The following is a 26,463-nucleotide window of genomic DNA, read 5'->3' on the forward strand; positions in this document are numbered from 1 at the left end:
CATGGACACGTAACGGACCGGTGGCGCCTCACCCGGCGAGTGTCGCCTCCGGCGCCGTACGGGGAAACGCTCGGCGGTAGTCGGACGGCGAGACCCCGACGCGCTTGAGGAAGTGGTGGCGCAGGTTGTTCGCCGTGCCGAGGCCGCTCAGTTCGCCGATCTTCTCGACCGGCAGGTCGGTCGACTCCAGCAGACTCTGGGCGCGCGCCAGACGCTGGTCGAGGAGCCATTGCAGCGGAGTCGTGCCGGTGGCTGCCTGGAGACGCCGGTAGAACGTCCGTGGACTCAGCGCGGCGCGCTCCGCCAGGTCCTCCACCGTCAGCGGCTGGTCGAGGCGGGCGCGCGCCCAGGCCAGGACGGGGGCCAGGCCCTCGTCGTCGGTGGCGGGCACGGACAGGTCGATGAACTGCGCCTGGCCGCCGGGCCGGTGGGCAGGTACGACCATCCGGCGGGCCAGTTGGTTGGCGACGTGCGCGCCCAGGTCACGCCGTACCAGGTGGAGGCAGAGGTCCAGGCCCGCCGTCAGCCCGGCGCTGGTGAGCACGTCGCCGTCGTCCACGTACAGCACCGAGTCGTCGACCCGCACCTTCGGGTAGCGCGCGGCGAGCTGGGCGGTGTGCATCCAGTGGGCGGTGGCACGACGGCCGTCGAGCAGTCCGGCCTCGGCGAGCGCGAAGGCACCGGTGCACAGGGACACCATGCGGGCACCGGCGTCGTAGGCGCGGCGCAGCGCATCGATCAGGGCCGGCGGCAGTGGCCTGCCCTCCTCCACGCAGGGGTCGGGCACGGAGGGGACGACGACCGTGTGCGCGCCGACGAGGTCGTCCAGGCCGTACGGAGTGCGCAGCGTCAGCCCGGCCCCGCCCGCCGGGCCGTCGTCCCGCTCGCCCGTGCCGCACAGCCACAGGTCGTACCAGGGGTCGGCCAGGTCGGGCTGCGGCTTGCCGAAGACCGTGCAGGGGATGCTCAGTTCGTACAGGTCCCAGGACGGGACGCCGATCTCCTCGGTCACGACCACCGCGACGGTTCCTGCGCTCATGTCCGAAGGATAGGGCCCGCACGGCAAACCCATGGCAGGAATTTGGTGGCGGCCGTCAGTCCTGCCACTGGTTCCGGCCCCCGGGCACTGCGAGCGTGGCTCCTACGTGATCGACCGCCGCCGGTGCGAACGTCCCGCCGGCGGCTCTACGAGGAGACGCACATGGGGAACGAAGGCACGGCCGGAAGCGAAAGCGCGGCCGTGACGGTGCTCGGGCTGGGATCGATGGGATCGGCGCTGGCGACCGCGCTGCTGGCGAACGGCCATGCCACGACGGTGTGGAACCGTTCGGCGCACAAGTCCGAAGCACTGGCGGAGCGCGGCGCCGTCGCGGCCGCGACGCCCGCCGAGGCCGTGGCGGCGAGCCCGCTCGTCATCGCCTGCGTGCTGGATCATCCGGCGCTGCACACCGTCCTCGACCCGGTGGCGGACACACTGGCGGGCAAGACGCTGGTCAACCTCACCTCCGGCTCGCCGGAGCAGGCCGCCGAGGCTGCCGCGTGGGCACGGGCGCACGGCGCCGGTTACCTCGACGGCGCGATCATGACCACCCCTCCGGGCGTCGGCAGCCCCGAGATGATGTTCCTCTACAGCGGCCCGCGCACGGTGTTCGACACCCACCGCGCCACCCTCGCGGCCTTGGGCGACCCGCTGCATCTGGGCGCCGACCCGGGGCTGGCGTCGCTGTACGACGCCGCGCTGCTCGGCCTGATGTGGGCCGCCCTGACCGGCTGGCTGCACGGCACCGCGCTGGTCGGCGCGGAAGGCGTCCGGGCCGCCGACTTCACTCCGGTCGCGATCCGCTGGCTGGGCGCGGTGACCGGCTTCCTGGCCACGTACGCGCCGCAGGTGGACGCCGGACACTACCCGGGCGACGACGCCACCGTGGACGTCCAGATCGCCGCGATCGACCACCTCCTGCACGCCGCGGCGGCCCGCGGCATCGACAACGCGCTGCCCGCCCTGCTGAAGGCCACCATGGAACGGACCCGCGCCGCGGGCCACGGCGCCGACAGTTATGCGAGCGTGGTCGAGGTCCTGAAGAGCGGGGCGGACGCCCGGTGACCACGACCACCACGACCGCCGCGCCCCTTCTGCCGGTGCCGGCCGCCACCGCGTGGCCCGACCTGCTGGCCGCCGCCACCGACACCTGCCTGGACGCCCTCCTCGAAGGAGCGGACCAGGACTGGTCGCGCCCCGCCGACGGCCTCGCCTGGACCTGCCGGGAGACCCTCGACCACCTCGCCCTCGGGCTGACCGGATACGCGGGCCTGCTGATCGCCCGCCCCACCGACCGCTACATCACCCTCTTCGCCTCGCTCGACCCCCGGGCCCCGGTCCCGGACTGCCTGGAGGGGCTGCGCATCGCGGCCCGCCTGCTCGGGTCGACGGTCCGCGACACCCCCACCGACGTCCGCGCCTGGCATCCCTGGGGGCACGCGGACGCCGTCGGTTTCGCCGCCATGGGCATGACGGAACTGCTTCTCCACACGTACGACATCACCCGCGCGCTCGGGATGACCTGGGCACCGGACGGCGGCCTGTGCGCCGCCGTCCTGTCCCGCCTGTTCCCCGGCGCCCCGCCCACTCCGCCCGGATACGAGCGGTTCGACGTCCTGCTCCAGCGCACGGGCCGGACCGCTCTTCCCGGACTGCCGCGGCGCACGGAGTGGCAGTGGGACGGCTCGGTGCGCTGACGTCCCGCCGCCCCTCCCCGGGGGGCGGAATTGAACGCGTTCAACCCGTCCCGTACTGTCTGACGCGACGGGTTGAACACGTTCAAACCGGCTCCGTGCCGGGTCTGGGGGACTCATGACCACACTGGTCGACCTCATCGTCATGCTCGGCATGTTCGTCGTGGTGCCGACCGGCCTCGCGCTGATCGGCGAACCGGGCACCCAGTGGCTACGGCGCCGCTGGCCCTCGCCGCCACGGCGGGCGCGGTGGCCCTCTGGCTGCCACGCGGAGCCGCCGCCACGGCGCTGGCCGCCGCCTACGCGCTGGCCACCCTCACCCTCGCCCTGCACGCACCGCGCCGGCTGGCCCGCACCCGCAGCCTCGCGCCGGGTGAGATCGCGGTGCTGACGGCCCTGGTCACCCCTGCCGTCGCCGGCACCGCCCTGGTCGCCGAACGCTCGGGCCACCAGCTGTTCGGCTTCGACCTGGAAATCCTGTCGCTGACCGTGCCGCACTTCCACTTCGCCGGATTCGCCGCCGCCCTGGTGGCCGGACTCGTCTGCCGCGCCGCACGCCCCGGCCGGGCCGGGCCGCTCGCCGCGCTCAGCGTGCCCGTGGGCACCCTGTTCGTCCTGGCGGGCTACTTCGTCGACGACTGGGCCGAACTGGCCGGCGCGGTGATCCTCACCACCGGCATGTGGCTGGTCGCCCTGGTCACCTGGCGGGACGTCCGTACCACCGCGCCGGACCGGACCACCCGGGGCCTGCTCGGCACCTCGGCCGTCGTCCTCGTCGCGACCATGCTGCTCGCCCTGAGCTGGGCACTCGGCGAGGCAACCGGCATCCCGCACCCCACACTGGCATGGATGGCCGCCACCCACGGCCTGGGCAACGCGCTCGGCTTCGCCCTGTGCGCGCTGCTCGCCTGGCGCCGCCTCAGGGACGAGCCCGCCGCGTCCCCTCCGGCCGCCCCCGTACCCGCGTGACCGCTCCACCGACCGCCCCGCCCGCCACATCCACCGTCACCCGCATCCATCGCCACCCGAGGAAGCAGACCCCCATGACCACCGGCAGCACCTCCGCCCCCAGCCCCTTCAACTACGCCGAGCAGGGCGCCACCCGCCACCGTCCGCTGCCCGGCGGATACCGCCAGCTGCACGAGGCCACCTACCTCGGCCACGGCCGCGCGGTCCTCGAAGCCGCGGGCCACGCGGTCACGTCCTTCCGGATGCACCGCGCGGCGGGCGTCCGGGTACGGGCCTCGGCGCCGGAGGCCGCGCCCGGCGTCCGGGTGGAGTGCGCACTGGGGCTCGGCCCCGCCCGGCTGTGGGCGCCGTGCCGGGTGGTGTGGAGCGAGTACGAGAGCGAGCGCATCGGCTTCGCGTACGGCACGCTGGCCGGCCACCCGCAGCGCGGCGAGGAGTCCTTCGTGGTCGAGATGCGGGAGGACGGCGCGGTGTGGTTCACGATGACGGCCTTCAGCGTTCCGGGCCGCTGGTACACCCGGCTGGCGGGGCCGGTGGTGCCGGTGTTCCAGCGCCTGTACGCCCGGCACTGCGGCCGGACACTGCGCCGGCTGGCCCGTCGCGCCCGCTGACCGGAAGGCCGGCCGGGAGGCCGGGTGGCGTGGCACGCCCGGGCCGCGCCACGCCGTACTCCCCATACGTCCACACGGCGTTCATGGCTCCGTCACCAGTTGCCCCGCCGCCCGTGAGAGAAAGCCAGCCATGTGCGACGACGAGCTGATTCCGCCGCGGGCGGACCTGACCGAGGACCAGTGGGCGCGGACGGCGGCCCCGGCCCCGCCGACACCGCCGTACCGACCGACACCGCCGTACCGGACGGCACGGTGGACGCGCCGGCCGCGGCGCGCGGTGTGCACCGGCGGACGCTGCTGGGCGGGGCGGTGGCGGGAGCGGCGCTGGCCGCGCTGCCGTTCGGGGCGCAGCAGCCCGCGGCCGCCGTGCCGCGGGCGGGCGCCCCGGGGCGGTTCCCGCTCCCGTCCGCGCCGGGTCCCTCCGGCGAGTACGCCGTCCTGATCACCGGTGACGCCGGGACGGGCGCGGCGGAGCAGTACGCGGTCACGGCGGCGGCCGCGGAGGTCTGCCGCGCCGAACACGTCGGGCTGGCGGTCGGCCTCGGGGACAACATCTACGAGAACGGCCCGGAGTCCGACCACGACTCGGAGTTCGCGGAGAAGTTCGAGCTGCCCAACACCGGTATCGACGTGCCGTGGCTGATGGTGCTGGGCAACCACGACTGTTCGGGGCTGATTCCCGGCAGCGGCGGCGACCCCTCCCGCGGTGACCGCGAGGTCGCGTACGCCGCCACGTCCCGCCGCTGGTACATGCCGGGCCGCTACTACAACGTCGCCCTCCCGGCAGACGGCTCCCAGGGGGAACCGCTCGTCGAGTTCTTCGCGCTCGACACCAACCCGGTCGCCTCCTACGTAGCGCAGACCGACCCGCACTACTACTGGAACGGCCCGTACATGCGCGAACAGCGCCGCTGGCTGGACGCCGCGCTGACCGCCTCCCGCGCGCGCTGGAAGGTGGTGCTGGGCCACCACCCGTACCTGAACAACGGCAAGCACGGCAGCGCCGGCGCGTACGACGGCTTCGTGATCGGCAACTACACCAGCGGCATCCACCTCAAGAAGCTGTACGAGGAGGTGGTGTGCGGCCGCGCCGACCTGATCATGTCCGGGCACGACCACACCCTGCAGATCCTGGAGCCCACCGACCGTACCCGCGGCACCCGGCAGCTCGTCTGCGGCGCCGCGGCCAAGACGGGCGACGGCAGGGCCCACTTCACCCACCCCGCCGCCTGGCAGGATTTCGCCCGGCACGGGTTCATGGTGCTGAAGGCGGGGGCCGGGACGCTGACGATCGACGCGTACACGGTCGACATCGCCACGAAGAAGGCCCACCTCGCCCACCGGACGCGGACCACACGGCCGGTATCGGCGGGAGCCCGGGTGCGGGCGGGGGCCGGAGCGAACTAATTGGGGTCTGGTCCACTTCGTGTGGAGTCGTCACGCCGCGTGCTCTCGGGTGGGATCTGATGCCAAGCGGGCCGGGTGTTGCCTGGCTGTACGCCACTTCAGGCTGTCCCCGATGGGCAGGTGCGTGGCGGCGTCGCCGTCGTAGGAGCCGACCCGGACCATTACGAATGATCGAAGGGGACGGGGGTGTGGCCTTCCCAGATCTGGCGGGATGCCTGTTCGGGGTAGGGCAGCGACTTCGGCTCGGCGTCCAGGACGCGGGTGAGGTGACCGCCGGGCCGGTGGGCGGGCCAGCCCGCGTCGCCGGTGGTGATGAAGCGGACCCAGACGTGCTGGAGCTCGCGGGAGAGCGCGAGGGCCTCGGGGGTGGGTTTCGCGCCGATGAGCTGGGTGGCGACAGGGCTGTCCAGCGTGCCGAATGCCAGGGGCACGTCGAGGCTGTGGCAGGCGCCCAGGATGCCGTCGAGGGCCGGGGCAACCCAGCACAGTTCGAACAGGTACGAGGTGCCGCCGGCTGCGGCGTTCGCCTCGGCCAGTTTCTGTGACGGCATGCGGAAGAGGGCGTCGGAGTACACCGTCTCCACCAGCTCCTCCGGGCCTGCCTGCGGGAACGCGGCACGGTAGGCCCGCGCCCCGTCCGGTTGCGGGGCGTGCAGGTCCAGGGCTGCCTGGGCGTCCTCCTCGGTGAACGTGCCGTACCGTCCGCTCACGACGCTGAAGTACCGGAATTCGTCCCGGGTGTGGCCGACGAGCAGTTCGGTCCCGCCCGCTCGGGCGCCGGTCAGCGCGGACCAGGGCGTTTCCGGGAGGACCTCGCCGTCAACGACGGGGCACAGTGCGGTGCCGGTCTCGGTGAGGCGCCCCCAGCTCTCCCGGTGCGCGGGGAGGCCGGCGTTGAAGGAGGTGAGCTCGGCGGCCAGGCGCCATGGGTCGATGTCGCGGAGGGCCTCGGCGGTGGGGGCCGCCGCGCCGAGCCGGTCCGCGAACGCGGCGGTGACCTGCCGTGCCAGCGCGGGGGTGCTGTGCAGCCCCGGCACCGAGTGGGCGATGGCCCGCCGGAACAGGCCGCGCGCGGACTTCATCGTCAGCAGGGCGGCGACCGAGCCCGCCCCGGCGGACTGCCCGCCCAGGGTGACCCGGCCGGGGTCGCCTCCGAAGGCTGCGATGTTGCGCTGCACCCACTCCAGCGCCGCGATCTGGTCGAGGAACCCGCGGTTGGGCGGCACGTCGTCGAGGAACGCGAATCCCTCCGCGCCCACGCGGCAGTTGACGGTCACCACGACGACTCCCGCCTCGGCCAGCGCTGCCGGGTCGTACATCGGGTCGCTCGACGCCGCCGAGAGGTAGCCGCCCACGGGAATCCACACCAGCACCGGCAGCCCCGCCGCGCCGGGATCCGGAGTGCCGATGTTGAGCGTCAGCCAGTCGGTGCCCTGCGGGGGTACGCGGATCGGCAGGGACAGCGGCACCACGGGGCCGAACTCGACCGCCTGCCTCGTCCCCTCCCAGGAGTGCGGCGGCGCGGGCGCGGCGAAGCGGAGCGCTTCGACCGGGGGCTGGGCGTAGGGGATGCCGCGGAACACCGTGTGCCCCGGCCGCCGGAGCCCCTGCACCACACCTTCCGTGGTCCGTACCTTCGGCTGTTCGGACATGACGATTCCTTTCGTCGTGTGAACCCCAGGTTTATGGGCCAGGTGTATTATGTCGACTGTATTGGAACAGTCCTCGGGCAGGAAGGGAAGGCGCGGCAATGCCCAAACAGGTGGATCACCGCGAGCGCCGCGAAGCGATCGCCCGCGCACTATGGCGGGTGGTGGAGCAGCGCGGCGTCACACAGCTGACGATGCGCGTGGTGGCACAGGAAGCGGGCATGTCACACGGGCAGCTGCAGCACTACTTCGCCTCTCGGACCGCCATGCTCTCTTTCGCGATGGATTTCGCCTCCGAGCAGACCTCGGTGCGCGTACACCAGGGGCTCGAAAAGCTCGGTGCCCGCCCGCACCCCCGTGACGTGCTTCGGCTGACGCTCGCGGAGATGCTCCCCCTGCATGCCGACGCCCGCGCGACAAGCCGGATGAGCGCCGCCTACGTCCTGGAGGCACTGCACGACCAGGCCGTGCACGAGCAGGCGCGCCGCGGCCTCGTCCAGGGGCGGTTCCTCGTCGAGCAGCTGGTCCGCCAGGCGATCGCCGACGGGCACATCCACTCCGGCCGCGACCCGGCAACCGAGACCAACCTGCTCCTCGCCCTCACCGGCTTCACCTCCCTGCTCGAACTCGACGTGATCGAGCCGCAGGACGCGCTCGCCGCGATCGACGTGCATCTGGACCGGCTGTTCAGCGTTCCTTCACCTTCGGGAGGGTGACCAATGGCCGTGCACGTGACCGTGTGGGACGATCGCGAGCGGGTGGCGGGCAGCCGGGCCCGGACGGCTTCGACGGCCCCGGTGACCACGGCGGCCGCCACCCCGGCCCTGTTCGTCCACAACATCTTCACCTGGGGCAGTGACTCCACGTACGGGTTCGCCGCACAGCGCCCCCTCGCTGACAGTCGGCAACTCCTCCTCATGGACCGCCAGGGCTATGGCAACAGCCCCGACACCGTGCGCAGCGACTTCGACGCCGACGCCGAGGACATCGTGGAGGTTCTCGGCGACGAGGCGCTCGCCGCGGGTCCGGGCGGCACTCATCTCGTGGGGCACGGGAACGGCGCCGTCGCCGCGCTCATCGCCGCCGCCCGCCGACCCGGCCTCGTCCGTTCCCTCGCCCTCATCCAGCCCTCCGCCTTCACCGCCGCGGCGCATCACCCCCTCGTCGCCGACCTCCTCGACCGGGTGCGCGACGGTGCCCCGGGCATCCCGGAGGAAGTCACGCCGGAGCAGTACCTGCGGGCGTCCACCGAAGGGTTGGGGATGGAGATGCCCGAGCCCACGCCCCGCCGGCTCCGTGCCGTCGCCACGTCTATGAGGGAGCGTCCCGTCTGGGAGGCGGACATCCCGCTGGAGGCGATCCGGGGCGCCGCCCTGCCGGTCCTGGTGATCTGCGGAACCTGGGAGCACGCGCCGGCCGCGTACCGCGAGCACGTGGGGTTGCCGCTCACGGCCGTGGCCGAGTCCCTCACCGACTCGCTCGGCGGGCGGCTCCTGCGGGTGCCCGGGTACTACCCGCACACCCAGGAACCCGCTCTCGTGAACGCGGCCCTGCGGGAGTTCTGGGACTGAGCCGGTGGCCGCGTGGGCTGCCAGTCCCGCGCGGGCGCCCCCGGGCCGGTGTCCGCCTCATGGCCGTACCCAGGAGGCGCCGGTGCCATCCACCTCGACCAGTCACGAGGCCGAGTGTGGCCCTTTCCCGCCCCGTGACAGTCCCCGCTGTCACACTGTCCCCTCCCCATCACGGGGGCGGACCTGACCGCCAACGGGACGACCGATGCGTGGCGGCCAACTGGGGCACACTGGACTGGACATGCCACACGTGCGCGGCTCCCCAGAGAAACATCGACCAGCGCCTCTGCCGGAACAGAGGTCAGGGGCGGAGACCCAGACACAGAACGACCTCCTCCGCGGCGACTGACAGAGCACGGTCATCTGCCCACACACCACTGACATCACCACCGGTGCACTCCCCACACCAAGTGAGCCAAAGCCTGGAATCGGGTTCTGGTCCACTTCGTGTGGTCTGGTGATTTTCGGTCACGCCAGCAGGACTCGTTTCCGGAGGAGTTCGAATCCCGCGCGACCGAACATCTGTCGCTTGAGCATCTTGATTCGGTTGACATGGCCTTCGACAACACCGGAGTTCCAGGGTCTTGTGAGGCCGGCGATGACGGCGTCGAGGTCGCGTTCGAGGTGCTGGGCGAAGTGGCGGAGGCTGGGCAGTTCGGTGGTGGCAGTGGCTGTTTCAATCCATCCGGGTAGTTGGTCGCCTTGCAGGTGGGTGAGCATGTGGGCAAAGAAGCGCACGTGCTCGGCGAGTGTGGTCAGTTCGGGACAGTTGGCGAGACAGCCTTGAGGTGGAGGCGGTCGTACTCGGCCAGGGCGTCGGGGTGGGTCAGGAGCCAGCGGGTGACGGCGCGGGCCGAGGGTGGCCGAGGCCCGACCTTCTGGGGCTTGCCGCGAAGGGCCCTGCTCACGTAGTTGCGGACGTTTCCGTAACCGTCCGGATAACCCTGTTCCTTGATCTCCTCCCACAGCTTCCAGGCGTTGGTGCAGCCTTCCTTCCAACGTTGATCGAGGTAGGGCTTGTAGGCGTCGAGCTTGGTCGCGCGGCTTTGCCACTGGCCGGTGAACATCTCCTCCGGGGTGCTGGCGCGGGAGAAGCGCAGGATCGTGTTGAGCGTCATGCCGAGTTGTCGGGCGACGGACCGCTTGCTGTGTCCGGCGGCCAGGAGCGCGTGGATGGTGGCGTGCTTGGCGCGGGTGCGTTCGGCGAACCGGTGGCCCGTCGGCCAGGGCGACACCACAGCCACCGCCTCTTCCTCCGGCGATTCGCCGGGCGGTGTCGGCATCTGGCGCAGGCAGCCGCGGTGCCGGTAGACGCACTTCTCGGCGGCTTCGCCCAGGTTGCGCCAAAGATGCCACCGGTCGGCGACTTGGAGGGCCTGCGGGGCGCCGCGGGTGGCACCGTCGGCGAAGAATGGGGGCGCGGTCGCGGCAGACGATCTCGATGCCGGGCCGCTCGGCGAGCCAGGCCGCGAGCGTGTCCGCCTCCCGGTCGGGCAGGAGGTCGATCGGGCGACGTGTCTCGACGTCGACGAGCACAGTTCCGTAGATCCGGCCCTTGCGCTGGGCGTACTCGTCCACGCCGACCACGCGAGGCGTGGCGGTGGGTGGATCGGGGAGCGAGGCGATCAGTCTCAGCAAGGTGTTTCGGCTGACCGGCGCCCCGAAGACGTCCGTCATACGAGCCCCGGCCCGACCCGCGAGCGCCAGGCCGACCGAGATGAGCGTCGATCGCAGCCGTTCCGTCCGCCGGCCGAACCGGCGGGTGAGCCCCGGCACCTGCTCGGCGAAAGTCTTGCGCGGACAGGAGCCCTCCGCGCAGACGAACCTGCGCACCCTCAATGCCACCACGACGGACTTGCCCGCCGTCGGCAGATCACGGGGAAACCGCAGGTAGGAGCCGTGTATTCGCTTCGAAAGGCACCCGCAGCCCGGACAGGTCGCCTGCCGGGCGGTGCTCAGGGCCTCCACCCGGACGGCCATGTCGGTCGTCTCGACCGACTCCACCAACACGTTCTCCGGCAAGGAGAACAGCAACTCCTCAAGTTGCGGCCGTACTTCGTTCACGGCGCAGCACTGTCGACCAGATCACCACCGGTCGGGCGATTTTCAGGCTATCTCAGCCACCATCACGAGAAGATCGACAGTCACGCTGCGTACGCGACCACACGAAGTGGACCAGAGCCACTAATTGGCCCCGGGGCGGCGCGACGGCCTGGCGCCGTCTGCGCCGCCTGCCGGGCGAAGCCGAACGGCCGCCAAGAGAGTCATGGACGCAGGAGAAGACCCTGGGACGCGCTCGCCGAGACCGCCGGCGGCGAAGCGGACTCGTACGTCCCCAGGGCGCGTAACAAGACCACGCGCAACGCATTGATCCGGACCAACAGCGGCCGGAATGACGTTCAGGGGCTCGCCTCGCATCTCCATGAGCGTCCGGACAGGGAATGACGGCGACAACTACACGACCTTGAATCCCTCGGTCGAGGGGCCCAGCGTGACGGCCCGACAGGTGCACTGATCACGAGCGCTGTCGACGGCCGCTCGGTGCGATCACGGCGGGGGCCTCCGTCCGCGGTGCAACCGGGTGGTGGCGCTGCCGGCGTCGGCCGAAATTCACGTCCGAAGCGCAGTTCCCGCGCATGAACGGTTACTGTTGCCGCCGATGACGCCCGACCGTGCGGTACCGCCCGGCTGCTCCGCGTCCCGGACCGGAGCGGTGATCCTGGTACTGCTCGCTGCCCTGGCGCACGTACTGGTCTGCGCGCACGGGCCGGTTCCGGCAGGTGGCGGCCAGGTCGACACTCCCGTCGCCGCCGCCTTCGACTGCGCGGGCGCGCCCGGGCAGTTCACGGACGCCGCGGCCTCCCACTCGCTGCACGGGCACGGCAGCGCCGAGCTCTGCTCGGGTCCGGACAGCCCGACGCTCCAGCCGTCACGGCAGATCGCTTCTCCCCTGCCGTCCCTTCCGAGCCTGGTGCCGGCCGGTTTCACCGAAGCCGGGCCGGACGACGTGGCGGCCGACCGGTCGCCGCCGCCGTACCCCGGCCGCACGGCGGCCGGGCAGGAGCGGGCCCGCCTCGGCGTGTGGCGGACCTGATCGCTCCGGAGGCCGCGCCGGTACCCCCGCGCGGCCAGTGAGCAGATCCGCCTTTCCCCGACTCACGGCCGGCCGCCGCCGCACGGCGCCGACCGCAGGAGAAACACGCCATGAACCAGCTCACCCGCACTCCCGTGCCCGTCTCCCCGGCCCAACTGCTGGCCGGCGCCCGGCGCCCGATGCACACCCCCGCCGGTCTCGTCGGCGACACCCCCGTCCTGTGGATCGGCGAGCCCTTCACCGCCCCCGGGCGGGGATTCTGGGCCAAGCTCGAAGGCCACAACCCCGGCGGCATCAAGGACCGCACCGCCTTGCACATGGTCCACGAGGCGCGGGCGCGCGGGGAGCTGCGGCCCGGCGCCCGTATCGTCGAATCCACCTCCGGCACCCTCGGCCTCGGCCTGGCGCTGGCCGGCGCCACCTTCGGCCACCCGGTCACCGTCGTCACCGATCCGGGCATGGAGCCCCTGATGACGGGTCTGCTCACGGCCTACGGGGCCGATGTCGACCTCGTGCACCGCCCCCACCCGGCCGGCGGCTGGCAGCAGGCCCGCCGCCACCGCGTCGAGGAACTCCTGGCCGTACAGCCCGAGGCCTGGTGCCCCGACCAGTACAACAACCCCGACAACGTGGCCGCCTACGCCCCGCTCGCCCACGAACTGACCGCCCAGCTCGGGCGGATCGACACCCTGGTGGTCTCGGTGGGCACCGGCGGCCACTCGGCGGGCGTCGCGTCCGTGCTGCGCGGCTTCTTCCCGCGCCTGCGGGTCGTCGGTGTCGACACCACCGGCTCCACGATCTTCGGCCAGCCCGCCGCGCCCCGCCTGATGCGCGGCCTGGGCTCCAGCATCTATCCCCGCAACGTCGCCTACCACCTCTTCGACGAGGTCCACTGGGTCGCCGCCCCCGAAGCCGTGTGGGCCGCCCGGCGCCTGGCCCGCGACCACTACACCACCGGCGGCTGGAGCGTGGGCGCCGTCGCCCTGGTCGCCCGCTGGCTGGCCCGTACCCTGCCCGCCGAGGAACGGATCGTCACCGTCTTCCCCGACGGCCCGCAGCGCTACGTCGGTACCGTCTTCGACGACGCCTACGGCCGCGAGCACCACCTGCTGGACCGGCTGCCCGCCGAAGATCCCGACGAGATCGACGACCCCGCCCGGCAGGTCGTCACCCGCTGGACCCGCTGCACCCGTGTCACCGACCCGACCCGCCCCGCCAACCGCGACGCACTGAGCACGGCGGGAGTCGCCCGATGAAGCACCTGTGGCGGCAGACCCGCTCCTTCCCGCCCGCGGCACGGCTGCTGATGGCCAACCAGTTCGCCATCAACCTCGCCTTCTACATGCTCATGCCCTACCTCGCCGCCCACCTGGCCGGCACCCTGGGCCTGGCCGCCTGGGCCGTCGGCCTCGTCCTGGGCGTGCGCAACTTCTCGCAGCAGGGCATGTTCCTCATCGGCGGCACCCTCGCCGACCGGGTCGGCTACAAGATCCCCATCATGACCGGCTGCCTGCTGCGCACCGTCGGCTTCGGTCTGCTCGGCTGGGTCGACAGCCTGCCCGCCCTGATCGCCGCCTCCGCGGCGACCGGCTTCGCCGGCGCCCTGTTCAACCCCGCCGTCCGCGCCTACCTCGCCGCCGAAGCCGGATCGCGGCGGGTGGACGCCTTCGCCACCTTCAACGTCTACTACCAGGCCGGCATGCTCGCGGGCCCGCTCGTCGGCCTGGCGCTGCTGGCCGCCGACTTCCGCCTGGTGTGCACGGTCGCCGCCACCGTCTTCGCCGCGCTCACCCTGCTGCAATGGCGCGCTCTGCCCCGGCTCGGCGGTACGGCCGCCGCCACCCGGGAGCGGGTGCTCGCCCAGTGGCGCGCGGTCGCCTCGAACCGGCCGTTCCTGCTGTTCTCGCTGGCGATGATCGGCTCCTACGTCCTGACCTTCCAGGTCTACCTCGCCCTGCCCCTGGCCGCCTCCGACGCCCTCGGTGACCGGGGCACCCTGGTCACCAGCGGTCTGTTCGTCGTCTCGGCGGCCGTCACCGTCGCCGGCCAGCTTCGGCTGACCGGCTGGGCCAAGGCCCGGTGGAGCCCCAGCCAGGCCCTGGTGCGCGGCCTGGCCGCCATGGGGCTGGCCTTCCTCCCCTGGCCTTCGTCTCGTCCGGCGTACCCGCGGCGGTCCTCACCGCGCTCGTCGCCGCCGTGGTGCTGCTCGCCGCGGGCGGCGCGGTGGTCCATCCCTTCGAGATGGACACCGTCGTCACGCTGGCCGGAGGCCGCTTGGTGGCCACCCACTACGGCCTCTACAACACCGTCTCGGGGCTGGGCATCACCGTGGGCAACCTCGTCACCGGCGCCCTGTGGGACTTCGCCGCCCGCCACGACGCCCGCTGGCTGACCTGGACCGCCTTGGCCGCGACCGGCCTGGCCTGTGCGACGGCCCTCGCCGCCCTCGCCCGCGGCGGGCACCTGGCACCGGGCCGCCGGCCGCAACCGGCCCCGGCGTAGCCGGTCGGCGCTCCACCGACATACCCCTCACACGCCCTTGAAAGTGCGCATTCCGGACTGCTGTCCTAACGTGGGCGCATGGCCGCTTCCCGGTTGCGATGGTCCCCCTTCGGCGGGCCGCGCGGGGAAGCGGCGGGCGTGGTGGCCCCGGCGTCGCCGGTCCCGACTGCCTGGCGGGCAGCCGGGGCCGGCGCGCCTCCGGTGTGCGGCCCCCGCCCCCGGCCGGGGGACACGTCCGGCAGCCGTACGTCCGCACCGGCCGGGGGACAGGAGCGTCGCAGGTCATGACCGGACGGAACACCACTCCGCCCGGCCGCTACGACCCGCGCCGCGGCGTACCGCCCCGCGCTCCCGATCCGGAGACCGATCCGGGAAGCGACCCGGACGCAGTCCCGGGGGCCGGTCCGGGCGGCGCCTCCTCCGTCCCGTCGCCCGACCCCCTCGCCCCCCTCGACCTGCGCGAACGTCTAGCCCTCAACCGCACTGGCACGTTCGACTGGGATCTGGACGGCGCGACGCTGGAACTGGACGCGTGCGCGCTGGACGTCTTCGACCTGCGGCCGGACGAGTACGACGGACGGTCCTCGACGCTCACCGCCCGCCTGCCGCCCGAAGAGGGGTACCGGCTGGACGCGGCCGTCTCCCAGGCCGTCCAGGACGGGGCGCCCTCGTACGGCGCGTACTTCCGCGTCCACTGCCGCGACGGCTCACCCCGGTGGACGCACGCCCAGGGCCGCATCCTGCGCACCGCGGACGGCCGCCCGTACCGGATCACCGGGCTCGTCCGGGAAGCCGGTACGGAGATGGCCGACTCCGTGCTGCTGCGGTCGCTCCAGGAGAACCGGCAGCGGCAGACCGCGATGGTGCAACAGACCACGGCGGCCCTCTCCCGTGCCCTGTCGGTCGCGGACGTCACCCGGGTGCTCACCGGGACCGGCGGCGCCCGGCGCTTCGGCGCCGACGCGCTGATCCTCGGGCTGGTCGACAACGACCGCTTCGAGGTCATCGCCATCACCGGCCTGCCGGGCGCGACGCCCGAGGACATGATGGCCTCCCGGCTCGACGACACCCTGCCGCTGTCGGACGCCGCGCTGTCCCGCCGCGCCGCGTTCCTGTCCTCCCGCGGCGAGCTGATGGCCCGCTACCCGCGGCTGCGCCCGTACCTGGACCGGGTCCCCTCCGGCAGCGCCGTCTTCCTGCCGCTGGTCGCGCAGGACCGCGTCATCGCGGCGCTCGGCCTGTTCAACACCGAGCCCAAACAGCACTCGGCGGAGGACCGCAACCTCGCGCTGGCGCTGGCCGGAGTCGTGGCCCAGTCCCTCCAGCGGGCCATGCTCTTCGACCAGGAACGCGAGTTCGCGACCGGGCTGCAGGCCACGATGCTGCCGCGCCGGGTCCCCGAGATCGCCGGGGGCGAGGTCACCGTCCGCTATCACGCGGCGAGCACCGGGCGGGACATCGGCGGCGACTGGTACGACGTCATCCCGCTGCCCCAGGGGCGGATCGGGCTGGTCGTGGGCGATGTCCAGGGCCACGACACGCACGCCGCGGCCGTCATGGGCCAGCTCCGCATCGCCCTGCGCGCCTACGCCACCGAGGGCCACTCCCCCGAGACGGTCCTCGTGCGTGCCTCCCGTTTCCTCGCCGAGCTGGAGACCGAACGGTTCGCGACGTGCACGTACGTCCAGGCCGACCTCGAATCCGGCGCGCTGCACGTGGCCCGGGCCGGACATCTGGGCCCGCTCGTCTGGGACGCCGCCCGGCACACGGACTGGCACCCGGTACGCGGCGGGCTGCCGCTCGGACTGGCCACCGCGTTCGGCCAGGACCACTTTCCGGAGACCCAGCTGTTCCTGGAACCGGACTCCGCCCTGCTGCTGTGCACCGACGGCCTCGTCGAACAGCCCGGCCAGGACATCACCGCCGGCATCGACGCGCTGACCGCCGCGGTACGGGACGGCCCCGCCGAGCTGGAAGCACTGGCCGACCGGCTCTCCGACCAGCTGTGGGCCCGGTCCGGGTCCGGCGACGACATGGCCCTCGTCCTGCTGCACCGGGCGCCGGCGGCCGGGACGACCACCATCACCCCGCGCTTCCGGCTCCATGTCCACCAGGCCGACCCGTCCGGCGCCTCGGAGGTGCGGGCGATGCTGCGGCGCACGATGGACCAGTGGCGGGCCGGCTCCATCGCGTACGACATCGAGGTCGCCGCCACCGAACTCATCACCAACGCGCTCACCCACACGGACAGCGGAGCCCTGGTGACGGTCGAACTCCTGCCGCCCGGCCCCGGCCCCGGCAGGGCGGGCGGCCCCCGGCGCCGTGTCCGCCTGGAGGTCGAGGACCGATCCAGCCGCTGGCCCCGCCGCCGCACCCCCGGCGAGACCGCCACCTCCGGGCGCGGCCTGATGATGGTCGAAGCCCTCTCCGACGTCTGGGGTGCGGAACCGAGGGGCAGCGGCAAGGCCCTCTGGTGCGAGTTCGCGCTGCCGGGCGAGGAGCACCACCCGCCCGCCCGGCCGCGGCCGGACTGATCAGGCCAGGTCGCTGCGGAACCAGTTCCAGGACTGCGTGCTCTCCCAGTTCTTCACGGGCGCCGCGAATCCGCTTCCCGTGCTGGTGAAGGACCACAGGCCGGTGCTGTTCGCGCCGTCGTCCCGCTTGCCGTAGTGGTAGAGAACGCCGATGTCCGTCTTGCCGTCGCCGTTGAAGTCGCCCGTCACCAGCTTGGTCCGGTCGGCGTTCCAGCTGCCGGTGGTGCGGTCGTCGTTGTCCCACACCTTCTCGCGAGCCTTGAAACCGGAACCGGTGCTGGTGAACTCGTACAGGGTGGTGATGTTCTTGCCGGAGCTGTTCTGTCCGTTGTTGTGCAGGACCGCGATGTCTTCCTTGCCGTCACCGTCGAAGACGCCCGTGGTGGTCGTCGGCACGGCCTTGTTGGCGACGAAGAACCCGGCAGCCGCACAGGCGGACGGCCGAGGACGGGCTCACCACGGGAGAGAAGGAACTGCTCAAACTCCTCGCGTCCGGGCTGACCGACGAGGCGGCCGGCCGGCGGCTCGGGGTGTCCCTGCGTACCGTACGCCGCCAGATGGCCTCGCTGATGGAACGCCTGGAGGTGACCAGCCGCTTCGCCGCCGGGCTCAAGGCCGGCCGGCGCGGGTGGGTCTGAGGTCCCCGGAGCCCCCGGAGCCCCGAGAACTTCAGGGGCTCCGGGGGCTCTGAGGGCTCACGCCCCGTGCCACACCGTGGTCGCGTTGCAGAACTCGCGGATGCCGTGGCCGGCCAGTTCGCGGCCGTAGCCGGAGCGTTTGACGCCGCCGAAGGGGAGGGCGGGGTGGGAGGCGGTCATGCCGTTGAAGAAGAGCCCGCCGGCTTCGATGTCGCGGACGAGGCGCTGCTGTTCCTCCTCGTCGCGGGTCCAGGCGTTGGAGCTGAGGCCGAACGGGGTGTCGTTGGCGGTGGCGATCGCCTCGTCGAGGCTGTTGACCCGGTAGAGCGTGGCGACCGGGCCGAACGCCTCCTCCTGGTGGATGCGCATCTCGGGGGTGATCCCGGCCAGGACGGTCGGCTCGTAGAACCAGCCGGCGGTCAGCTTCTCCGGACGCTTGCCGCCGCACAGCGCGGCGGCGCCCCGGCGTACCGCGTCGTCGACCAGTTCCTCCAGGTCGGCGCGGCCCTGTTCGCTGGCCAGCGGGCCGACGTCGGTGGTCTCCTCCATCGGGTCGCCGACGGTCAGTGCGGCCATCCGCTCGGTGAAGCGCACCGCGAACTCGTCGTAGACGTCGGTGTGCACGATGAAGCGCTTGGCGGCAATGCAGGACTGGCCGTTGTTCTGGACGCGGGCGGTGACGGCGGTGCGTACGGCCGCGTCGAGGTCGGCGGAGGGCAGCACGATGTACGGGTCGCTGCCGCCCAGCTCCAGCACCGTCTTCTTGATCTCGTCACCGGCGATGGACGCCACCGAGCGGCCGGCCGGTTCGCTGCCGGTGAGCGTCGCGGCGGCGACCCGGCGGTCGCGCAGGATGTCCTCGATCGCGCCGGAGCCGACCAGCAGGGTCTGGAAACAGCCTTCGGGGAAGCCCGCCCTGCGCAGCAGGTCCTCCACGTACAGCGCGGTCTGCGGCACGTTGGAGGCGTGCTTGAGCAGGCAGGTGTTGCCGGCCATCAGCGCGGGCGCGGCGAAGCGGATCACTTGCCAGAGGGGAAGTTCCACGGCATGACGGCCAGGACGGTGCCCAGCGGCCGGTAGCGGACATAGGCGCGGGACGCCCCGGCGTCCTTGGTGTCGGCGGCGTCCGGTACCTCGTCGGCGAGGAGTTCCTCGGCGTGGTCGGCGTACCAGCGCATCGTCTTCGCGCACTTGGCGGCTTCCGCGCGGGCCGCCGCCAGCGGCTTGCCCATCTCGGTGGTCATGGTGCGGGCGATGCCGTCCTGGCCGGCTTCGAGCAGGCCGGCGGCGTTGCGCAGCAGTTCGCCGCGTTCGGCGAAGGTCGTCGTCCGGTAGGCGCGGAACGTCTGCTCGGCCCGGGCGAGCCGGTCCTCGATCCCGCTCGCGTCGAGGGCGTCGAACGTCTTGAGCGTCTCACCGGTGGCCGGGTCGACCGTGGCGATGGCCATGGGGGTGCACCTCCCGTGGGGTGGTGGGCGGGCGTCGTGAAGGAGTCGGGGCCGCCGGGCCCGCGGTTGCGAGCCCGGCGGCCGGTACGGGCCTGGGCCCAGGCGGTCTAGCTGATCGGACCGGGGGCCGGGGACGGCTCCGGTACGGGGTCGGGGCCCGGCGGGCGCGGTACGGGGTCGGGGCTGGGCGTCGGCGGCTGCGGCGTGGGCGGGGCCGGTGTCGGGCCGGGCGGCCCGGGCACCGGCGGTCCCGGTGTCGGCCCCGGCACGGGGCCGGGCCCGGGGCCCGGCTCGGGTCCGCCGGGGCCGGGGGACGGCGTGGGTGTCGGCGGCACGGGCTCGCTCTCCTGCCCGGGCTCGCGCGTACGGTGCGGTGTCGGTTGCCGCTCCACAGCAGACCTCCTGGGTCGGACGGCAGGTGGTTCTCCGGCCCCGGTACCCGGGTTTCGCCGGTCTATCGCACTGACGCGCGACGGATTGCGCCCCGGGCGCCCGCCCCGCTCCTTCGGGTGGCTTGTCCGGTTCGTTCGGCTACGCGCGGTCCCCGGCCGCCTACATTGCGGTCATGACCTCCGCGAGGACCCTGGCGGCCGCGGCCTGCGCGGCCGTGCTCGCCCTGTCCGTGCCCGCCTCCGCCGTGGCCGTACCCCGCTCCCCCGCCGCGCCCCCCGTCGGCCGGCCGCTGCCCGCCCGTATGGCCGACACCGGCGGCGGCAGTCAGCTCATCACGGCCCGCGCCGCGAGCCTGCGCTCCACGACCGGCACGGTCAGCTGGTGGCAGCGGCACGGAAGCCGCTGGCACCGGGTCGGTACGGCGCCCGCGCGCTTCGGGGCGAACGGGCTGGCCGAGGGCGAGTCACGGGAGCAGGGCACCTCGACGACCCCCACGGGCCTGTACGACCTGCCGTTCGCCTTCGGCCTCGCCGGGGCACCGGCCGGGACGAGGATCCCGTACCGGCCGGTACGGGACACGTCCTGGTGGTGTCAGGACAACGGCTCGTCCTCGTACAACCGCTGGGTGGACCCGCGCCCGCACGACTGCGCGGCGACGGAGGCCGAGCGGCTGGCCGACTACCCGACGCAGTACCGCCGGGCTCTCGTCATCGGCTTCAACTACCACCGCCCGGTGCGCGGCCGTGGCGCGGGGATCTTCCTGCACGTCCACGGGCGCGGGGCGACGGCGGGCTGTGTGTCGGTGCCGGCCCGGGCGATGGCCCGCATCGTGGCGTGGGTGCGGCCGGCCGCCCGGCCGTACATCGCGATCGGTACGGATTCCGGGCTAACGGCCGTCACGCGTTACTGACCGCTCCCGGGCCGGGGGCCGCCGCGAGGGGAAGTGGCAGGCCACCCGGTGTCCGGGAGCGGTCGGTTCAGTGGGCTCCGGCTCGCTCTCCGCGCAGCGCGCGCGGGCCACCGGACAGCGGGTACGGAAGCGGCAGCCGGAGGGTGGTGCGGCGGCGGACGGGGTCTCACCGGTCAGCGGGGTGCCCGCGGCGGGGGCCGTCGGGTCGGGGGCGTTGACGGTGTCGAGGAGGCCCCGGGTGTACGGGTGCAGGGGGCGTGCGAAGACGTCCCGGGCCGGGCCGGTCTCCACGAGTTTGCCCAGGTACATGACGCCGACGGTGTCCGCGAGGTGCCGTACCACCGCCAGGTCGTGGGAGATGAAGAGGTACGTCAGCCCCTTGTCGCGTTGCAGGTCGCGCATGAGGTTGAGGATCTGCGCCTGGACGGAGACGTCGAGCGCGGAGACCGGTTCGTCGGCGACGACGAGGGAGGGCGAGAGGGCGAGCGCGCGGGCCAGTCCGAGGCGCTGGCGCTGGCCGCCGGAGAATTCGTGCGGATAGCGGTCCACGGCGCCCCGGGGCAGGCCGACGTCGTCGAGCAGGGCGGCGACCCGCCGCTCCTGCGCGGCGCGGTCACCGATGCCCTGGATGACCAGCGGCTCGCGCAGGATCGTGCCGACGCGCATCCGGGGGTCCATGGACGCGTAGGAGTCCTGGAACATCAGCTGGACGTCGCGGCGGTGGGCGCGCAGTTCGCGCCGGGTCAGGGCGCCGATGTCACGGCCGGCGAAGCGGATCGTGCCGCCGGTGGGCGGTTCCAGACCGACGGCCATCCGGCCGAGGGTGGACTTGCCGCAACCGGACTCGCCGACGATACCGAAGGTCTCGCCGCGGGTGACGGTGAGGCTGACCCCGGCGACGGCGCCGACCTCCCTGGCGCCCTTGCGCCGGGCGAAGGGGCCGGCGTGCAGGGCGTAGCGCTTGGTGACGGCGGTGAGGTCGAGGAGGGGTTCCCGGGCCGCGGGGGCGGAGACGGGTGGGGGTGAGGTGGCGGCCGTACCCCGCCCGTGGCCGGTCGCCCGTCCCTCCGTCGCGCTTTCCGCCGGGTGGAAGCACGCGTACCGGTGCTCCGCTCCCCCGGGCAGCTCCGGCCCCTTCGTAAACTCCGGCTCCCCCGACAGCTCCGGCCCTTCCGAAAGCCCCGCCTCGCCCGACAGCTCTGGCTCCTCCGTACGGCATCGTTCGCTCGCGAAGGCGCAGCGCGGCGCGAAGCGGCAGCCGACGGGCCGGGTGACGAGCGTGGGCGGCAGACCCGGGATGGTGGCGAGGGTGGTCCGTTCGCCCGTGGCGCGTTCGGGGAGGGCGGCGAGGAGGGCCTGGGTGTAGCGGTGCCTGGGGGCGGCGAAGAGGCGGTGCACGCCGGCGCGTTCGGCGACCTTGCCGCCGTACATGACCGCGACCCGGTCCACCCGCTTGGCGATGACGCCGAGGTCGTGGGTGACCAGGATCATGGCCATGCCGAGACGGGTACGCAGGTCGTCGATGAGTTCGAGGATCTGGTGCTGGGTGGTGACGTCCAGAGCGGTGGTCGGTTCGTCGGCGATCAGCAGTCTGGGTTCGCACACCAGGGCCATGGCGATGGCGACGCGCTGCCGCATGCCGCCGCTGAGCTGGTGGGGGTGGTTCCGCATCCGTTCGGCGGGCTGCGGCATGCCGACCAGCCGCAGGGTCTCCTCGGCCTTCTCCCAGGCCTGCCGCCGGGTGACCTCCTTGTGCAGCAGCAGGGGTTCGGCGACCTGGGCGCCGATGGTCATGGTCGGGTTGAGGGAGGACAGCGGGTCCTGGAAGACCATGCCGACGGTGTTGCCGCGGATCTCCCGCAGGACGGGTCCGGGCGCGGCGGCGAGGTCGGTCGCGCCGTCCGCGCCGGTGCCGCGGTCCTGGAAGAGGATGCGTCCCCGGGTGATCCGGCCGCCCTTCGGCAGCAGGCCGAGGACGGACAGCGCCGTCATGGTCTTGCCGCAGCCGGATTCGCCCACGATGCCGAGGGCTTCCCCGGGGGCGAGGTCGAGGTGCACGCCGTCCAGGGCGTGCACGGTGCGGCCGTGGCCGGTGATCTCGACGTGCAGGTCCTCGACGCTGAGCAGCGGTGCGGCGGTCCCGGACGGCGGGCGGGTGGTCGCGGACAGGGGGTCGGCGGTCATGGGCCCTTCCTCAGCTCTTCTGGAGGCGCACGTCGAAGGCGTCCCGCAGGCCGTCGCCGACGAAGTTGAACGCGGCGACGACGAGGACGACGGCGAGACCGGGCGGGAAGATCAGCCACCAGTGGCCGACCTGGGTGTAGGTGATGCCGGCCGACAGCATGGAGCCCCAGTCGGCGGCCGGCGGCGGGATGGACAGTCCCAGGAAGGAGAGGTAGGCGACGTAGAGGATGGCGTCGGCGATCTGGAAAGTGGCGTTGACGATGACGGTGCCGACGGCGCCGGGCAGGATGTGCCGGAAGACGGCCCGGCCTCCGCCGCCGCCCATCAGGCGCATGGCGTGCACGTAGTCGCGGCTGCGCAGGGCGAGTGCCTCGCCGCGGATGAGGCGGGCCGGGGACAGCCAGGCGACCGAGGCGATGATGAGGATGAGGACGGGCTTGCTGGGCGTGACGATGGCGGCGACCACGACCAGCAGGAACAGCGCGGGGATGGCGAGCGCGGCGTCGGTGACGCGCATCATGGCGGCGTCCGCCCAGCCGCCGAAGTAGCCCGCGACCGCGCCGTACACGGTGCCGAAGAGGGTGGCGAGCAGTCCGGCGGCGAGGCCGATCTCCAGGGAGGTCTGTCCGCCGTACATCAGCCGGCCGAGCATGTCGTAGCCGAGGTCGGTGGTGCCGAGGATGTGGCCGGGGCTGCCGGGCGGCAGGCCGGCCTGGGACAGGTCGGTGTGCGTCTGGTCGGTCGGGTGTAGCAGCGGGCCGAGGTAGCACAGGGCCAGCAGGCCGAGGAGGACGGCGGTGCCGATGAGGGCGAGTCTGCTGCGGGCGAAGACGGCGAGGGTGCGGCGCAGCGGCCCGGGGGCGGCGGGTGCCGCCGCGGAGAGGTCGTCGTCCCCGGACCGGGCGGCCTCGGCGCCGCTCGGCGCGTCCATGGAGGGTGCGGTCACGAGACGCTCCTGATCCGGGGGTCGAGTACGGCGTAGGCGATGTCGGTGATCAGTGAGCCGAGCACGGTGGCCACGCCGACGATCAGGGTGACGCCGAGCAGTACGGGGAAGTCCGAGCCCTGTGCGGCGTTCCAGAACAGCAGGCCCATGCCGGGGTAGTTGAACATCGACTCGACGACGAGGGTGCCGCTGAAGAGGGTGGGCAGGTAGAGCCCGAGGAGGGTGGCGAGCGGGATCAGCGCGTTGCGGAGCACGTGCCGGGCCATGACGCGGGTGCCCGACTGCCCCTTGGCGTGCGCGGTGCGTACGTAGTCCTCCTGGAGGTTGTCCAGTACGGCCGAGCGCATGTAGCGGCTGAACGCGGCGATGATGCCGAGGGCGGTGGTCACCACCGGCAGGACCAGGGCCGGGGCCTCGGCGAGCAGACCGCCGACCGTGTCGGCCTGCGGTGCCTCGGCCGGGAAGATCTGGAGCTGCTGGCTGAAGACGAGGACGAGGACCAGGCCGAGGAAGAAGACCGGGGTGGCGTAGGCGAGGAAGGCGGCGCCGGTGAGCAGGTAGTCGGCGGCCTTGCCGCGGCGTACGGCCTGGAGGATGCCGAGCGGGACGGCCAGCACGGCGGCGAGCGCGAGGGACAGGCCGGCCAGCAGCGCGGTCTTGGGGAGGCGTTCGCCGAGCAGGGAGGCGACGGTCTGGTTGAGCTTGTAGGACTCGCCGAGGTCGCCGGTGAGCAGCCGCCCGAGGTACATCACGTACTGCTGCGGCAGGGAACGGTCGTAGCCCTGCTGGTGGTTGAAGTGCGCGATGGCTTCCGGGGTGGCCTTGACGCCGAGAATGGCGCGGGCCGGTCCGCCGGGCAGCAGGTGCAGCAGGACGAAGACGATGACGGAGACCAGCAGCAGCACCACGACGGCCTGGGCGACGCGTTTGGCCAGGAAGCGGATCACCGGCCCGCACCGCCCTTCTTGACGAAGTACCAGTCCTGCGGCGTCAGGCCGAGAGTGGGGTTCTGGTCGATGCCGCGCAGGTCGTTGCGGATGACGGAGACCTGGTAGGCCGGGTTGGGCGTCCACAGGACCGGCACCTGGTCCGCCGTGTAGCGGGCGTAGTCGCGCAGCGCGGTCGGGTCGTCGGAGTACTCGGTCTTCTTGATCAGCTCGTCGGCCTTCGGGTCGGACCAGTTGCCCATGTTGGAGGGCGCCCCGGTGGCGAAGAGCGACTCGCCGCTGGCCACGGTCGGGAAGTACCAGCTGCCCTGGGTGCCGAAGAAGCCGAGCTGCCAGGCGGAGCACACCGGTTCGGCCGGCTTACAGGGGACGGTGGTGCCGAGGACGGTGTTCAGCGGCTGCTGCCGGACGTCGAGGGTGATGCCGGCCTTGTCCATGGCGGACTTGATCTCCTGCATGGTGTTGGACGTCTCGGTGGAGCCGGACTGGGAGAGCAGTTCCAGGCGCAGCGGCTGTCCGCCGGGGATGTCCTTGCCGCACTGTCCGGGGCCGGTGCCGGGGCGGGCGCAGCGCAGCCTGCCGTCGGTGCGCTGCCAGCCGTGCGCGGCGAGCAGGGCTTCGGCCTTCTTCGGGTCGTACGGGAACGGGTCGCGGTCCAGCTGCGCGGCGGGCACCGGGCCGCGGGTGGGTGCCGCGCTGCCGTGCCAGACGACCTCGGAGATCGTCTTCTGGTCGACGAGGTGCTGGAGTGCCTGGCGCAGGTAGGTCTGGCGGAGCAGCGGTCCGGCGGTGGGGTGGTTGAGGTTCAGGACGATGTAGGTGATCGCCCAGCCTTCCCACGGGTCGATGCGGTAGCCCAGTTTCTCGAAGCGTGCCGACTGTTCCATGACGGACGGCGGGATGTAGCCGTAGTCCACGCCGCCGGCGCGCAGCACGTTGAATTCGGAGTCGGCGGTGGTGAAGGGCTTGAGGACGACGCGGTCGAGGTGGGGTTTGTCGGGGCCGCCGTACTGCTTGTTGGGGACCAGGGACACCTGTCCGGAGGTGGTCCACTTCTCGATGCGCCAGGGTCCGCTGACGGTCTTCCAGAGCGGGTCGGTGGCGAACTTCGAGAGCTGCTTGGCGTGCTGGAGCAGCCGCGCGAACACCTTCTCGGGGTCCTCGTCGTGCGGATCCCAGGCGTGTTTGGGCAGCGGGGTGAAGTTGTCGAGCTGGTTGCCGGTGAACCAGGCGGGGTTGTACGCGCGGTCCAGGCGCAGCCGGAAGGTGTGCTCGTCCAGCACCTCGAACTTCTTGACGTTGTCGGGCAGCAGGCCCGGCGAGTAACCCGCCCACTCCTCCTTGTCGTGCTTGATCAGGTCGTACCAGAACTCCACGTCGCGGCTGGTCACGGGGGTGCCGTCGGACCAGCGGTGGCCCTGCTTGAGCGTGATGGTGACGGTGGTGTTGCCGTCGCTGTAGCGGGGCTGCCCGGCGAGGTTGCGCGGGCTGTCCATGGTCAGGCCCGCGCCCTTCTTCTCGGCCGTGTAGAGCGGTGGGTAGAGCAGGTCCTGTACGGAGTTGTTGTACGAGGCCAGGTAACCGGCCGTGCCGATCGGGAAGATCCAGTTGGGGGTGGCGGCGGGCGGCAGCGCCATGGTGGCCGTGCCGCCTTCGACGCGGATGCCGCCGGTGGCCCCGACGTCGGTGACGGCGCCGTCCGCCGGGCCGCAACCGGTGACCGCGACCATGCCGAGCAGCAGTGCGGTCACCGCGCGGAGCAGGGCGTGGCGGGGCCCGCGTCGGCAGGTACTGCGCGGGCCCATGCTGCCTCCGGAAAGGGTCGGCCGGTCGAAGAATGCGAGAAAAGTACGGACGGCCGCGAAAAGAAGTCAAGGGTCTGGCGGAACATCGGCAATTGGGGTGTACTGAAGGCCACTTGATTCCT

At 72.6% G+C, this 26,463-nt stretch carries 19 protein-coding genes and 5 pseudogenes; 13 read left to right on the forward strand and 11 right to left on the reverse strand.

The window, feature by feature from the left end; all coding sequences use genetic code 11:
• Positions 1-28 precede the first annotated feature (28 nt).
• A complete protein-coding gene (locus ACEXOX_RS05185) occupies positions 29-1,018 on the reverse strand; it encodes a GlxA family transcriptional regulator (protein WP_406526237.1) in 990 nt (329 codons plus the stop codon).
• Positions 1,019-1,201: 183 nt separating this feature from the next.
• Between ACEXOX_RS05185 and ACEXOX_RS05190 the strand changes: the two genes are divergently transcribed.
• From ACEXOX_RS05190 to ACEXOX_RS05210, 5 genes and pseudogenes are all read left to right on the forward strand, one after another.
• Entirely contained in the window at positions 1,202-2,104 is a 903-nt protein-coding gene (locus tag ACEXOX_RS05190; protein WP_406519281.1) for an NAD(P)-dependent oxidoreductase, read from the forward strand.
• The gene (locus ACEXOX_RS05195; protein WP_406519282.1) at positions 2,101-2,736 is read left to right on the forward strand and encodes a maleylpyruvate isomerase N-terminal domain-containing protein; all 636 of its coding nucleotides are present in this window, start codon (positions 2,101-2,103) and stop codon (positions 2,734-2,736) included. The genes ACEXOX_RS05190 and ACEXOX_RS05195 overlap by 4 nt, the downstream gene beginning before the upstream one ends.
• Positions 2,737-2,851: 115 nt before the next feature.
• Positions 2,852-3,702 (forward strand): annotated as a pseudogene (locus ACEXOX_RS05200) (YndJ family protein).
• 74 nt (positions 3,703-3,776) lie between these two features.
• On the forward strand, positions 3,777-4,313 hold the full coding sequence (locus ACEXOX_RS05205; RefSeq protein ID WP_030022452.1) for a DUF1990 family protein: 537 nt from the start codon (positions 3,777-3,779) through the stop codon (positions 4,311-4,313).
• Between the two features lie 180 nt (positions 4,314-4,493).
• Entirely contained in the window at positions 4,494-5,720 is a 1,227-nt protein-coding gene (locus ACEXOX_RS05210) for a metallophosphoesterase (RefSeq protein ID WP_406519283.1), read from the forward strand.
• A gap of 161 nt (positions 5,721-5,881) precedes the next feature.
• On the opposite strand, the gene ACEXOX_RS05215 is transcribed toward ACEXOX_RS05210, so the two are convergent.
• Positions 5,882-7,372 carry a carboxylesterase/lipase family protein gene (locus tag ACEXOX_RS05215; RefSeq protein ID WP_406519284.1) on the reverse strand — a complete coding sequence of 497 codons (1,491 nt, stop codon included), beginning with the start codon at positions 7,370-7,372 and terminating at the stop codon, positions 5,882-5,884.
• Between the two features lie 98 nt (positions 7,373-7,470).
• On the opposite strand from ACEXOX_RS05215, the gene ACEXOX_RS05220 reads away from it, so the two are divergent.
• Together ACEXOX_RS05220 and ACEXOX_RS05225 are read left to right on the forward strand one after the other, a co-directional pair.
• Positions 7,471-8,085 (forward strand): TetR/AcrR family transcriptional regulator, encoded by a 615-nt coding sequence (locus tag ACEXOX_RS05220; protein WP_406519285.1) that lies wholly within the window; start codon positions 7,471-7,473, stop codon positions 8,083-8,085.
• A 3-nt stretch (positions 8,086-8,088) separates the two neighbouring features.
• The gene (locus ACEXOX_RS05225; RefSeq protein ID WP_406519286.1) at positions 8,089-8,940 is read left to right on the forward strand and encodes an alpha/beta fold hydrolase; all 852 of its coding nucleotides are present in this window, start codon (positions 8,089-8,091) and stop codon (positions 8,938-8,940) included.
• 468 nt (positions 8,941-9,408) lie between these two features.
• Here the strand turns inward: ACEXOX_RS05225 and ACEXOX_RS05230 are convergent, their stop codons facing one another.
• From ACEXOX_RS05230 to ACEXOX_RS05240, 3 genes and pseudogenes are all read right to left on the reverse strand, one after another.
• Positions 9,409-9,678: a transposase gene (locus ACEXOX_RS05230; RefSeq protein WP_406526238.1), complete on the reverse strand. Its 270-nt coding sequence runs from the start codon at positions 9,676-9,678 to the stop codon at positions 9,409-9,411.
• A 17-nt stretch (positions 9,679-9,695) separates the two neighbouring features.
• Positions 9,696-10,184: a hypothetical protein gene (locus tag ACEXOX_RS05235; protein WP_406526683.1), complete on the reverse strand. Its 489-nt coding sequence runs from the start codon at positions 10,182-10,184 to the stop codon at positions 9,696-9,698.
• 187 nt (positions 10,185-10,371) lie between these two features.
• A pseudogene (locus ACEXOX_RS05240) lies at positions 10,372-10,920 on the reverse strand (transposase family protein); the annotation flags it as partial.
• 679 nt (positions 10,921-11,599) lie between these two features.
• On the opposite strand from ACEXOX_RS05240, the gene ACEXOX_RS05245 reads away from it, so the two are divergent.
• The 4 genes and pseudogenes from ACEXOX_RS05245 to ACEXOX_RS05260 all read left to right on the forward strand — a co-directional run bounded on the left by ACEXOX_RS05245 (position 11,600) and on the right by ACEXOX_RS05260 (position 17,070).
• Entirely contained in the window at positions 11,600-12,034 is a 435-nt protein-coding gene (locus ACEXOX_RS05245) for a hypothetical protein (protein WP_406519287.1), read from the forward strand.
• A 110-nt stretch (positions 12,035-12,144) separates the two neighbouring features.
• Positions 12,145-13,290, forward strand: coding sequence for a PLP-dependent cysteine synthase family protein (locus ACEXOX_RS05250; RefSeq protein ID WP_406519288.1), 1,146 nt, complete (start codon positions 12,145-12,147; stop codon positions 13,288-13,290).
• Positions 13,287-14,536, forward strand: a pseudogene (locus ACEXOX_RS05255) (MFS transporter). The gene ACEXOX_RS05250 and the pseudogene ACEXOX_RS05255 overlap by 4 nt, the downstream one beginning before the upstream one ends.
• 284 nt (positions 14,537-14,820) lie before the next feature.
• On the forward strand, positions 14,821-17,070 hold the full coding sequence (locus ACEXOX_RS05260; RefSeq protein ID WP_406519289.1) for a SpoIIE family protein phosphatase: 2,250 nt from the start codon (positions 14,821-14,823) through the stop codon (positions 17,068-17,070).
• On the opposite strand, the gene ACEXOX_RS05265 is transcribed toward ACEXOX_RS05260, so the two are convergent.
• Positions 17,071-17,466, reverse strand: a complete 396-nt coding sequence (locus ACEXOX_RS05265) for an FG-GAP repeat domain-containing protein (RefSeq protein ID WP_406519290.1) — start codon at positions 17,464-17,466, stop codon at positions 17,071-17,073.
• A 65-nt stretch (positions 17,467-17,531) separates the two neighbouring features.
• On the opposite strand from ACEXOX_RS05265, the pseudogene ACEXOX_RS05270 reads away from it, so the two are divergent.
• Positions 17,532-17,708 (forward strand): annotated as a pseudogene (locus tag ACEXOX_RS05270) (response regulator transcription factor); the annotation flags it as partial.
• Positions 17,709-17,765: 57 nt separating this feature from the next.
• Here the strand turns inward: ACEXOX_RS05270 and ACEXOX_RS05275 are convergent.
• Positions 17,766-19,156, reverse strand: a pseudogene (locus tag ACEXOX_RS05275) (NADP-dependent succinic semialdehyde dehydrogenase).
• 565 nt (positions 19,157-19,721) lie between these two features.
• On the opposite strand from ACEXOX_RS05275, the gene ACEXOX_RS05280 reads away from it, so the two are divergent.
• On the forward strand, positions 19,722-20,459 hold the full coding sequence (locus tag ACEXOX_RS05280; protein WP_406519291.1) for a L,D-transpeptidase: 738 nt from the start codon (positions 19,722-19,724) through the stop codon (positions 20,457-20,459).
• Here the strand turns inward: ACEXOX_RS05280 and ACEXOX_RS05285 are convergent.
• From ACEXOX_RS05285 to ACEXOX_RS05300, 4 genes are read right to left on the reverse strand one after another with little or no spacing between them, the layout of a single operon-like run.
• Entirely contained in the window at positions 20,436-22,643 is a 2,208-nt protein-coding gene (locus ACEXOX_RS05285) for a dipeptide ABC transporter ATP-binding protein (protein ID WP_406519292.1), read from the reverse strand. The two genes, ACEXOX_RS05280 and ACEXOX_RS05285, sit on opposite strands and share 24 nt — an antisense overlap.
• Positions 22,644-22,653: 10 nt before the next feature.
• Entirely contained in the window at positions 22,654-23,574 is a 921-nt protein-coding gene (locus tag ACEXOX_RS05290) for an ABC transporter permease (protein ID WP_406526239.1), read from the reverse strand.
• A gap of 11 nt (positions 23,575-23,585) precedes the next feature.
• Positions 23,586-24,536 carry an ABC transporter permease gene (locus tag ACEXOX_RS05295; RefSeq protein ID WP_406519293.1) on the reverse strand — a complete coding sequence of 317 codons (951 nt, stop codon included), beginning with the start codon at positions 24,534-24,536 and terminating at the stop codon, positions 23,586-23,588.
• Positions 24,533-26,341 carry a peptide ABC transporter substrate-binding protein gene (locus tag ACEXOX_RS05300; protein ID WP_406519294.1) on the reverse strand — a complete coding sequence of 603 codons (1,809 nt, stop codon included), beginning with the start codon at positions 26,339-26,341 and terminating at the stop codon, positions 24,533-24,535. Before ACEXOX_RS05300 ends, ACEXOX_RS05295 begins: the two co-directional genes overlap by 4 nt.
• Positions 26,342-26,463: the final 122 nt, after the last annotated feature.

The organism is Streptomyces sp. Ac-502 (assembly GCF_045222935.1).
Lineage (GTDB): Bacteria > Actinomycetota > Actinomycetes > Streptomycetales > Streptomycetaceae > Streptomyces > Streptomyces monomycini.